The organism is Streptomyces sp. NPDC048671 (genome assembly GCF_055587045.1).
Genome location: NZ_JBVJHB010000012.1, coordinates 81469 through 92969 on the forward strand (window position 1 = coordinate 81469; position 11501 = coordinate 92969).

General features: G+C 68.2%; 7 protein-coding genes and 1 pseudogene. 2 read left to right on the forward strand and 6 right to left on the reverse strand.

Going from position 1 to position 11501, the window contains the following annotated elements; genetic code table 11:
- Window positions 1–6: 6 nt before the first annotated feature.
- The 4 genes and pseudogenes from ACZ6S6_RS24555 to ACZ6S6_RS24570 form a co-directional block, all read right to left on the reverse strand.
- Window positions 7–921 carry a hypothetical protein gene (locus ACZ6S6_RS24555; protein WP_469706948.1) on the reverse strand — a complete coding sequence of 305 codons (915 nt, stop codon included), beginning with the start codon at window positions 919–921 and terminating at the stop codon, window positions 7–9.
- Window positions 922–1045: 124 nt separating this feature from the next.
- A complete protein-coding gene (locus tag ACZ6S6_RS24560) occupies window positions 1046–2233 on the reverse strand; it encodes an AAA family ATPase (RefSeq protein WP_469706949.1) in 1188 nt (395 codons plus the stop codon).
- Window positions 2226–3518, reverse strand: coding sequence for a GmrSD restriction endonuclease domain-containing protein (locus tag ACZ6S6_RS24565; protein ID WP_469706950.1), 1293 nt, complete (start codon window positions 3516–3518; stop codon window positions 2226–2228). The genes ACZ6S6_RS24560 and ACZ6S6_RS24565 overlap by 8 nt, the downstream gene beginning before the upstream one ends.
- A gap of 93 nt (window positions 3519–3611) precedes the next feature.
- Window positions 3612–4014 (reverse strand): annotated as a pseudogene (locus tag ACZ6S6_RS24570) (ATP-binding protein).
- A 220-nt stretch (window positions 4015–4234) separates the two neighbouring features.
- On the opposite strand from ACZ6S6_RS24570, the gene ACZ6S6_RS24575 reads away from it, so the two are divergent.
- A complete protein-coding gene (locus ACZ6S6_RS24575) occupies window positions 4235–5086 on the forward strand; it encodes a helix-turn-helix domain-containing protein (protein ID WP_469706951.1) in 852 nt (283 codons plus the stop codon).
- Complete coding sequence (locus tag ACZ6S6_RS24580) at window positions 5083–5328, forward strand: DUF397 domain-containing protein (RefSeq protein WP_469706952.1); 246 nt, start codon at window positions 5083–5085, stop codon at window positions 5326–5328. Before ACZ6S6_RS24575 ends, ACZ6S6_RS24580 begins: the two co-directional genes overlap by 4 nt.
- An 89-nt stretch (window positions 5329–5417) precedes the next feature.
- Here the strand turns inward: ACZ6S6_RS24580 and ACZ6S6_RS24585 are convergent, their stop codons facing one another.
- The gene (locus ACZ6S6_RS24585) at window positions 5418–5834 is read right to left on the reverse strand and encodes a hypothetical protein (protein WP_469706953.1); all 417 of its coding nucleotides are present in this window, start codon (window positions 5832–5834) and stop codon (window positions 5418–5420) included.
- Window positions 5835–5996: 162 nt separating this feature from the next.
- Window positions 5997–11501, reverse strand: coding sequence for an Eco57I restriction-modification methylase domain-containing protein (locus tag ACZ6S6_RS24590; protein ID WP_469706954.1), 5505 nt, complete (start codon window positions 11499–11501; stop codon window positions 5997–5999).

Below are 11501 nucleotides of genomic sequence, written 5' to 3' on the forward strand. Positions count from 1 at the left end.
GCCTGCTCAGAGGAGCTTCAGGCCGACGTGGGCGACGCGCAGTGTCCTGCTCTCGGGTACGAGCCGGAAGTGCACCCGCCCGTGCCCGGGGGTGAAGCGGCCGTGCTTGCCGAAGGTCCGCGGTTGGCCGTCGAGGTCGGTGAACACACAGAACTCACGGCTTCGGGTCTCGCCCTCGCCCGTCACGTGCGAGTGCCACTGCGGCCCCTCGGGGTCGATGACGGGGTCCCACGAGGTGACGGCCTGGTCCAGTTCGACCAGGCGTCTGCCCGCCGGGCGCACCCAGGCCGGGGTCAGGTTCCTGAGCTGCGATTCGACGCGTGGCAGGAACTCCAGCCGCGGGAAGAGGGCTGCCCGCCGTTCCCACAGCTCCGCGCCGCGGGCCACGGAGTCGATTCCTCCGCGTCTGGCCAGCTCGACCCGGTCGGCGATCCAGCGCCGGTGCCCGTCGATGTGTGTCCCGCTGGACGCATGCCGGATCTCCACCTCGCCGATGTGCGAGCCCGCCGTGGCGTCTGTGGCGTCCGTGCCGCCTGTGGCGTCCGTGTCACCTGTGTCGTCGACCAGCTGCTCGCGCTCCAGCGTGACCCGGGCGCCGCCCCAGCAGGCGTCGACCGCGAGGGACAGCCCGAGCCCGTCCATCAGGTGAGCCGCGCCGAGTCCCTCGGCCAACCGGCCCTGGTGCCGGTACTCGACGTCGTAGAAGCCCTCGCCCTCGGGGTACGAGGTCCGGTGCGGCCACTTGCTCTGCATCTGGAGGAGCCGCCGCCACGCGTCACGGTTCTTCGGATTGCCGTGCCACTTGCCGATCGGGTGCCCGTCCGCGATCTGGAGCCCGGTGATCGGGTCCTTGCTCACCAGCACGGTGCCCGGCCGGTCCGCCCGCAGCACGGCGAGCACGGCTTCCGCCAGCTCTGTCATCGCTCGTTCGGCCCGTGCTTGGTCACACGCGGTCCCGCAGGAGATCTCGTTCAGGAACAGCAGCGGCACACTTCCCCCTCGGTGATGTCTCACCCACGCGTCGTCCGGCCCCCCGGCCGGTCCCTCAGGTCAGCAGTTCGTCGAGCAGGTTCTCCACCTCGTCGAAGAAACCCTCCGGCCACTGGTCGAGCATCCCGTCGCGGTCGATGCGAGGACTGGTCACCTCGCTGCCCGTGACGCCGCCCCGGAAGTAGTGCAGAACGGCGCTGTCCGGCGCCAGCACGCCACGCTTGACGGCCAGCCGCACCCCGTTGAGCACGTGGTCGCTGTGCGTCTCGACGATCAGCTGCGCCCCCTGCGCCGCCGCCGCCGCGAGGAGCCCGGCGATCCGGGACTGGCCGCGCGGGTGCAGATGCGCCTCGGGGTTCTCCAGCAGCACCAGCGAACCCGGCTCCGCCGTCAGACAGGCCACGACGATCGGCAGCGCGTAGGTGAGCCCGAAGCCGACGTTCGTGGGGCGCCGGCGCGTGCCGCGAGGACCGTCGAAGCCGTACGAGAGGCGAACGGAGTCCGTGCCGTCGATGGCGGCGGCCTGGATGTCCACTCCGGGGCACAGCTCCCCCATCCAGGCGGCGGCCTGGTCGAGCAGCCGGGGCGAAGCGGCACCGGGGTGGCGCAGCGGCCCCTCGGGGACCTCGTACCCGACTTGGTGGTGGTGGCGCAGGAAGTTGACGGTGTGCTCGCCGCGCACGCCGAGGAAGCTGCGGCCGATGGCCGCGTGGTGGTCACGCGGGTAGAACTCTGCGGGCGAGATGCGGTCGGCGTGCAGGTACTGGAATCCGGCGGTGAAGTAGCCGGGGATGACGGAGACGATGTCCCCGCGCGACAAAGCGCCCTCGCTGTTCTGCGGGTTGTCGACGTCGCGCAGGGGCAGAAGATTCTGTTCCGGTTCGTAGGCGACGGTCCAGGCGTAGCGGGCGGGGCCTTCGCTCACGGCGAGTGTGATCTCCGGTTCGTCCCCGGCGAAGTCCTCGTGCAGGACGTCACGCCCTGTGCCGAGCGAAACGAATTCGCCGTTGAGGAGAAGACCGTGGTCGGTCCGAGGCACACCGCGCCAGTCGCCCGGCAACGTGAACAGTTCGGTCACCTCGTGGAACTCCCCCGCCTGGTACGACTGCTGGAGCAGCCCCAACGCCTGGAGCACACTGCTCTTGCCGGAGGAGTTCAGCCCGGTCAGCAGGGTGAGGGGGCCCAGCCGCAGCTCCGCGTGCTGGAACGCCTTGAAGTTCGTCAGCGTCAGCTGGTCAATCACCGTAAGCCACCCCCCGGAAGAGCTTCTCCATCGCGGAGAACCTCGTGCGCACCTTCTTGATGTCGCCGGTGGCGACGGAGATCGCGCGGTCGAAGTCCCAGTCCTTCATCAGCTCGAAGAAGCCGTCGAGCACCCTGTCCCGCGACATTACCAACGCTTCACGCCCGTGATCGTCCAGAGTGGCGAGATTGACCGCGACCGTCTCGAAGAGCGCTTTGTTGATGGGCGACTTGTTCCTTCCGCCCCGCCATTTCCGAAAGGCGTGTTCACCGAAAACGCGCGTCGCGCAACGCATCGCCTTCCGGAACTCCACCGCCACCGCACCGCGCTCCTGCGCGCTGAGCCGGTTCACCAGGTGCATGGCATCGATGAGGAACTGGTCGAAGTCGCGTTGGGCGTGCTCGGCCGGGTCGGTCAGCCGGAAGGCCAGGAAGCGCAGCACCATCTCCCGGTCGGCCATGCGCTCGTTGGACACACTGTTCCCGGTGGCCTCACCGAAGGCCTGGTCCTCGGCGAGGTCGGCGAGGTAGCCGCGTACCGGGCCGTCGATCAGGGCGTGCCGGATCTCCTGCGGCTTCAGCGGCATCCCCCCGGTGTTGATCCGCGCGAAGACGTTGAACTTCACGGCCTCCGGGGTGCCTTGCTGAATGATGTGCACGACGAGCTGCGTCTCACGCAGCCTGATCTTCAGCCGCCCGGTGAGGTCCTGGTAGCCGTGGCTGTGGAAGTCCTGGAGATAGTCGAGCCCGCACAGCCGAAGCGGCTGCATTCCCACCGTCTCCGGGGCCATGAACCGCGCGATGGCCGTGAGCCGCTGGATACCGTCGACCACGGCCCAGTTGTCCTCCTCGTCCTGCGCCATGTGGAAGGACGAGATGGGAATGCGCAGCAGGAGCGACTCGATGAGCCGACTCTGTTGTACGTCGGTCCAGATGCCGGCCCGGCGCTGGAAGTCGGGCGCGAGATCGATCATTCCCTCCCGGAGCCGGGAGAGGAGCAGGTCGACGGTGGTCGTCTGGGTCTCGATCCTGATGTTCTCGGGCTGGAAGGGTGCGACGATCTCGCCCGGGTCGCGGGCCTCGCTCTCCTCGTCGACGAGCTGCTCCAGCTCCACACCGGTCGGCAGCCCGTCGTTACCGACCTCGACGGGACCGTGCAAGGTGGGGAACAGCCCCGGCTGGAGCTGCTCGTCGTCCTCACCCGGCGGGAACTGGTAGCGCCGGTATCCGACGGCACGCCCACGCCCGGCGGCGCGCCCGCTGCCACTGTCCTCAAGCCCCGCCATGACTCCCCGTCGCCGCCCTCGCTCGCCCGCCACTGATGACCTTGGTATCGCGGCAAGCCTATAGACGGTGGGCGGGTGCGTCGGCGAGGTCCGTCAGCGCGGCAGGTCCGGTTCGGCGCGGACGGTCCTGCCGACGGGCAGCCGGTCGCGTACGTCCCACCGGTCGGCCGGCGCCTCCACCAGCAGCAGCCCCCGCCCACCGTCGGCACAGGGCGCGGGGGCGGCGACCCTGCCGAGCCCGGAGGGCCGGCGTTCCCCACGGGCGTCCGACACGTCGATCCGTGTACGCGTCGAGGCCGAGCCGCACCTCGGAGTCACGGTCCGGGACGCGGTCGTGGGTGACGGCGTCGGCGGCGTCGGCGGCGAGCTCGGCGACGAGGAGCGCGGCGGTGTCGGAGGTGTCGGTGCCGTACGGGATGCCCCAGGCGCCCAGGTGGTGTCCGACGAGGTGGTGGGCGAGGCGGGCACCGCGCGGAGTGGAGCCGAACCACTGCATGAACACACGTACGGCGACGGGACGTTGGGGGGCGCGGGGAAACGTCACGGCCCGAACTGGCTGCTCGCAGGCCCGGCTGCCAGGTCGGCGACTAGCACTCTGTGTCAGAGTACGAGTACGGAGAGTGGACAAGATCGACGACTGTCCGTAACCATGGCCGAGTTCGGAGTGGGTGACGGAACAGGGCAGGGCAGGCGTGGCGTACGGGAGGTGTCCTCGCATGACGGACGGTACGGGTGGAGCGGGCGGGTCGGCGGGCAGCGGTGAGCCGGAGGTCTCGGACAGTCTCAAGACGTTCGGCGAAGTCCTGAAGGCCTTCCGTAAACGGGCAGGCCTGACACAGGAGCAGTTCGCCGAGCAGATCGGGTACTCGCTCCAGACGATCGCCAAGATCGAGCAGGGCCGCCGCTTCCCGCAGCCGGACTTCGTGGAGCGGGCGGAGGAGATCCTGGACGCGTTCGGGGTGCTGCGGGGCGCGGCGCGGCATCTGTCGCGACAGCCGGGGTTGGCGAGTTGGTTCCGGCAGTGGGCGCGGTTCGAGGCGGAGGCGGCCACCCTGGCTACATACGAATGCCGGGTCATTCCTGGCCTGTTGCAGACAGAAGCATACGCGCGGGCAGTGACCGTCAGCGTCCCGCCGGTCAAGGATGACGATCAGGTCAACCAGCAGGTAATGGCCCGACTGGAACGGCAGGAACTCTTCCAGCGACGACCGCCGATCACCTTCAGCTTCATCATTGAGCAGGCGTTGATCGAGCGACGCACTGGCGGGACTGAAGCCACACGAGAGCTGATCGATCATCTACTGGATCGGGCTGGACAGTTCAACGTGGAGTTGCAGATCATGCCGATACTCCAGCCGGATCATGCAGGTTTCGACGGGCCGTTGCAGGTGCTGGAGACGTCCGAGAACAAGTGGTACGGCTATGCGGAGGGACAGCGCGGCGGCCTGCTGATCACCGACCCGAAAGAGATCAGCATCATGCTCCAGCGCTGTGCAAGACTGCGTTCACAGGCTCTCACCCCCGAGGACTCCAAGGGCCTGCTGAAGCGATTGCGAGGAACGCTATGAGCACGTCCGAACTGGCCTGGTTCAAGAGCAGCTACAGCGGCTCCGATGGCGACAGCTGCGTCGAAGTGGCACTCTCGTGGCGGAAGTCCACCCACAGCAGCGGTAGCCAGGGCGACTGCGTCGAGGTGGCAACCTGCCCCACGACCGTGCACGTACGGGACTCCAAGCTGCGCCAGAGCCCGCAGTTCAATGTCAGCCCTGAGACCTGGACCAGGTTCCTCCAGTACACAACCCAATACTGATCGGCACCAAAGGGCCCCGTACCAGAGTCGACTCCGGTACGGGGCAATGCCGTTCGACCCATGGTTAGCAGCCGCAACCGTCCTACCTGTTACGGAAGAATGGCCTTGATCTCCCGGCCGTCCTCGAGGCGCCAGAACGTCTTGCCGTTCTGTTCGGAGTGCTCTCGATCAGGATTGATCGCCTTGACAACAGCCTTGGCCGCCCCACTAGGAGACCGAAAGCGCTGGCCAGAGAGAACACCCGATGTAACCTTTACGCCGCCACTCGTCCTGTCCAACACGGCAGACACTCGAACGGCTTTGTAGGTCGCGAAGACCTCGATTTCACCTGCCAGCAACACGCCTCCGGTCTTTGGACTCGACGCAGCGTTTACAGCCTGCTCCACCGACCACCTGACCGCCTCCCCCATGCTGCAGCCTCGAAAGGCCGCCATTGAGCGCAGAGTGCGCATCGTGACCTCGTCCACCTCGACCAGCAGGTTCCGATCGCTCAAGACCTCGTCCACCCCTTTCCATACCCTCAGGCCCTCGTTCGACCTCGTTCAGGTTCAGGTATCCACGACTGTGCAGTCAAGAGGTAACGCGGGGTTGACACATGCGGAATCAGAAATTCCGCATGCTGACATGGCCGAAGCTGCCACACCCGAGCCAGGCTGACATTCACGTCCTCAGCAACGGCTAGCCTCGGCTCTGAGCAACCGATCCGAGAAGTAGGCGTGCGCCGACCGCATTTCCGCCTCCCGGTCAGCCTTATAGAAGGGCGCGGAGTAGCTCTCGGGCGGTTCGGAACGCTCGCCGTTGTCGTATGCGAGGAACTGTCCGTAGTCCTGCTTGGTCTGGCCCTGGCCGTAGGTATATCGATCGCCCGCGATCTTGCGCTCATTCGCGTCGAACCAAGTGACGGCATCGAAATCCTGCAAGATCGGGAAGCGGGACTTATACATGGCAGCTAGTGCATCGGCGCTGACTCCCAGCCATACCGCCACCAGAGCGTCAATCTCCACGAGCGCAGACCGGCGGGCTCGTTCAGTACGCAGCGGAATATCACGATCCCATTCGGGCGTGACGCTGTGCAGGGGCTGGAGCCCCTGCCAGTTGTGCGCCCATGGTTCGTAGCCGAGCCACGTAGGGTCGTACAGCTCCTCCCAGATTTCCGAGTAAGCAGCCGTCAGGCAGTTGAGGCGAAGGGACCGCAGCAGGAGAGCCGATGCCAACGGGTGATCGACTTCCGGCATTGGCAGGCGCTTGGCAGACGTTACGTCCAAGTGGCGGATGCGTGTCGTACGCAAGAGATAGTCGAGAGGGATACCCGACCAGAAACCAGCAGCCAGCGCTGTAACCCGATTGTCTACGACATGAGCACTGCGAACCGCATGAATGTGTGAAGTGCCAGGAGGCACGAGTGCCGTGTAGAAGCTGCGTTCGGTATCAGGAGCGATGAACTCGCGCCACGCAACTCGGTAGAACTCCGTGTACGGCCGTCTCAACCGCCGAACCAGCTCCCCGTCCACCTCCTCCGCCGTGACCTCCTCCGGCGCAACCTCCCGCGCCTCGGCCACAGCGGTCCGCGCCCTCGCGACCTCACGCTCGGATGCCCTCAGCTCATCCAGCGTCCGATGGTCGCTCCACCTGTCCTGCGCCGCGCGATACACCTCAGGCTTCGCCACGTACACGTACTCGGACTCGGGCACCGCATCATCCGCCAGCGTCAACGGATTCAGCCCCAGGACCTCACCGGCGCCCTGACTGGGCTGCTTGAACATCGGGTTAGCCAGGCCGAGTTGCGGCCCCTTGAGGATCACCTCGGACCAGTCGGCCGGCTGATGCACAGCGCCACTCGTGTCTGGCCTGTTGTATCCGATAAGCCCGTCGTCCTTGGCGGTCTTCTCGTTGTAGCCGCTACTGATCTGCGGCTCGTACCCGGCAAGCCTCGTGGGATAGTCCGCCAAAGCCTGAATGGCCTGAGCCTCGGCGGTACTGACGGGCGACAACAGCCTCGCCTGGCGGAGCGGCTGGGATTCCTCGCCCGTGAGGCGCTGCCACTGGGCCAGCGTCTCCTCGGTCACCCGGACAATCCGCTTGCGGTGAGGACGCTCGTCCCATGTCACTCCGTACCGGACACCGGGATCAGGAGCTGTTCCCTCGTCGTGCTCCGACTTCCGCAAGGCGTCCACCGAGAACAGCCACGACAAGTGGTCGAACCCAATCTCGCTCTCCTCGCCGTAGACGTGCACTCCGAAGTGGCTGGACCGCCCAACCGGCGGTGGGAAGAACCGGTTGCCCGCGTTGACGAAATCGCCGTGTACCAAAAGCCGCTCGTAGGCGGCCTCGCGGAGCCGGCCTTCCTTGTCACCGCTGAAATGGGAGTCCGGGTGGATGAGCCCCACAGTGCCGTGGCGAGCCGTGTGAGCCCAGGTCGTGCACATGAACGCGCGATACAGATCCGGTCGCGTCCCTGCAAGCACGGGGTAGGTAACCGGATTACTCAAGTAGGCGGCCGTGCCCGCAGTGGTTACCAGGTCACGCAAATACTGGACACGATTGCCACTCTGTGCCAATGCCTCGGCCTTCCGCTCCCGCCACGCGGTCACCGACGGCTTCTCCGAGAGCTGGAACCACGGTTCGAACTCGGCGAGCACCACGCCCTCGTTCCAGTCCGGTCGCACCCACGGCGGATTCCCCACCTGAAGGTCGAACCCGCCCCGCTCCCCCCGGAACACATGCGCGAAGTGCAATTCCCAGTGGAAGAACCCCTGCCCGTCCTCCGTCTTTATGTCGCGCTCGTTCGTGCCTGCGATGTCCTCGACCACCGGCAGCCACGGGAAGCGCTCCGACAGCTTGAACGCGCTGTCCATGCCCAGGACGCTGTCCAGGCTCCGTTCGTACGTCTCCAGCAGCGGCAACGCCTCGTCCACCGGAAGGTCGTCCAGGCCGTCCAGGAACGAGCCCGCACCCGCGTCCTTCGTGCCGAGCGTCAGCTCCAGGAACTCCAGCCAGTCGCCGAAGGTCTTCAGCGGGATGGCGGACCGCCGCTGGTCCTGCGCGATGCCCGCCTTCCGGCCAGCGCCGCTCCCGGAGCGCCCCTTCGCCCGCAGGCCCGACGCGTTGGCACCGTCCGCCGCCGCCAACTCCCCCTGCTCGCCCTCCGGGTCATCGAAGAGCCCCGTCGCCTGCCAGGCGACATCGCCCCGCGCGGGACCGGTCGGCGCGGCGGCCTCCAGCACGGTCGGCGCACCGAACAACGCCCCGCCCCCCGATCCGTACGCCACCCCATCCGTACCGTCCAGCAGCCCCACCTGGTCCAGCGGCCAGAACCACAGCGCGCACCACGCGTCCATGACCGTCTTCAGCCGCCAGTACGGGGTGCCGGCCGCTGTCAGGTCGTCCAGGACGCGCTGTTTGTCTGCCGCCTCCTTGGCCGGTTCCAGCCACTGCGCGCCCCACACGTCGATCCGGCGCGACACCTTCCGCTCCGACAGCTCCAGGCGCTTGGCGACCAGGCTCCACAGGAACTCGGCCCGTCGGGCCACCGCCTGGAGCCGGCCGGCCTCAGTCTTGGCCCCGGCCTTGACCCAACGGGCGTACCGGGCCTGCCGCTTGTCCGCCGACTCGTCGGGCTTCTCCTCGAACGGCTTGGGGCCCTTCGGGGTCTTCTGGACCCCCTTGCGCCACTGGCCGAGCGCCTTCGCCTGCTCCTCCGCCAGCTTCTTGGCCTCGGGCTCGCCCGCCACCGCGCCCCAGCCCAGAGCGGGGAGGAGGAAGTGGTGCACGGCACCGTCCGGCAGATCGCCGTCGCGGAAGGGGAGTTCGGTGGGTGCGAGCGGCGCCTTCTTCGACAGCCACTGGCCGTGCGGCAGCGCGTCCGCCCCATACACCTTGCGGCCCGCCCCGATCAGCGAGTTGCCGCGCCTGAGGTGCAGGCCGAACCAGGGTGCGCGCATGCCGGGGTGCATGGAGTTCAGCCAGAGCGAGACTTCCGCCAGCTCGACCGCCGTCGCGTTCAGGTCGACGCCGTACGCGTTGTGCAGGGCGATGTACGCCTTGGCCTTCTGGAGTTCGACGGGGCGCGCCTCCGGGTCGATGCGGCGGTCCAGCTCCCGTTCCCTGCGCCGCAGGTACTCCGCCGCCACCTGGTCGATCGCCTCGTTGAGGAACGCGCCCGAGCCGAGCGCCGGCTCGCAGATCTTCCAGCCGAGGAGCTCCTCGGCGGACGTCTCGGTGCCGTCCTGGTCGAGGCGGTGCTTCAACGCCAGTTCGACGGTCACCTCGGTGAGGGACTTCGGGGTGTAGTAGGAGGCCGAGGTCTGGCGGTCGCGGCCCGCCAGACGGTAGACGAACGAGCCCTTGGGGTGGACGACGCGCAGCGGGCGGCCGGTCTCCTCGTGGGGGCGCTCGACGAACACCTCGTCCGGGTAGTCCTGGACCCGGGAGGCGGGGATCATCCAGCTGCCGCCGGACGCGTCGCCGCCCTTGGCCACCTCGTACAGGTCCTCGTCGGCGATGAAGCCGGTGTAGGACATCAACCCCTCGTAGACCGCGCCGAGTTGGTTGATGCCGAGCTGGGCGTACGAGATGAAGCCGCCGCGCTCGCGGCCCTTGCCCCGGGTGAGCATCAGGCGGTTCAGCACCTTGTGGAGGGTCTCGTTGCGCAGCCGGATGTCCAGGAACTCGGGCAGCCCCGAGCCCTCCTCGTACGCCGGGTTCTCGATCAGGTCCGTCGAGATGAGGCGTACGGCGTCGCTCTCGAACAGCTCGGACCGCAGTGGTTCGAAACGCAGGCCGACATCGGCGCTGCGGGCGGCGGCCTTGCGGGTGCGGTCGGCCTCGCGTACGCGTTCCGTGTGCTCGTCGCGGGTGATGGTCCCGGCGGCGAAGAGTTCGGCGGCCTCCCGCTCGGCCTCGGTGGCCGCGCGGTCGGCGGCCTGGGCCTGAAGGTCCTCGGGCTCGCTGCCGAACTCCCGGTGACCCTGCTGGACCTGCCGGAAGAGCAGGTCCAGGGACTCGTACAGATGGAAGCCGCGCCGGGACCGCTCGCCCACCAGGTCACGGACGACGAGGTCGCCGAGGCGCTGGAGGCCGTAGCCGCGCACGTACTCGGGGTCGTCGGCGGGCAGGATGCCGAGCGAGGGCTGGGCCTCGGCGTACAGCAGGAACAGGATGCGGTAGAGGTAGCGCAGCGACTCGCGGCCGAGTTCTTTGGCGAGTCGGGCCGGTTCGTCGATCTGCCCGGGGGTGACGCCCTGGTCACGGAGCCGGGCCAGCACCTCGTTGGCGATCCACTCGACGGACAGGCGCAGGCCTTCGCGGAGTTCTGTGGAGACGCCGACCGCGTGCTTGCTCGACCTGTCGACGAATCCGGCCAGCGGCGCGGTGCCGCCCTCTTCGGGGATCCGCAGCGAGTCTGCGCCGAACAGGGCCGCGACCGTGTCGAGTTCGCCTCCGTTACGGATGTCGCGCCGGTTGAGTGCGGCGTCCAGGCCGGCGGCGAGGTAGCGGCCCTCGTGCCAGGCGAGCCGGTCCGCGAGGACGACGACGCCGCCGGCCACCATCAGGACGTAGCGCGGGGGTTCGTCGCACTCGAAGAGGAAGTCCGCCAGGGCCTTCGCGTCGGCGAGACGGGCCGACGCCTCCAGGGCCACCGGGTGCAGCAGCCGGCCCGCGCCGTCCGGGTCGAGGGCCGCGTCCGGCTCATCCGTCCAGCCGCAGGACACGGCGATCAGTCCGGGCTCGTCGTGCAGCGCCCGGACCTCGTAGGCGTGGCCCGAGCGGTGGACGGTGGCCACCCGCTCGTGGGCGTCCGCGAAGCCGAGCCCGTGCAGGGTGTCCAGGTGCAGGTCGGTGAGGCGCTTGGCCCAGTCGCCGGGGACCGGGGCGTCCGGCACGGCAAGGGCCTCCGCGTCGCGGGCGAAGTCGGCGCGGGAGGCGAAGTAGGGGCCGTGCAGGGCTCGTAGCCCCTCGCGGGGGGTGCGGGCGCGCGGCGGGACGGCCGAGGGGTCGTCCCCTGCGGACTTCGCCTCGGCGACCGCGTCGGCGTGGGCACGCCGTTCCCGCTCCTCGGTCTCGGCCCACCGGGCGAGAAGGCCGTCCTTGGCCTTGAGGTCCTTGGGGAGGACTTCGGCAAGGTAGTGCGCCGAGAGGTAGTCGCCGTGGTTGACCAGCGAGTCGTACGTCAC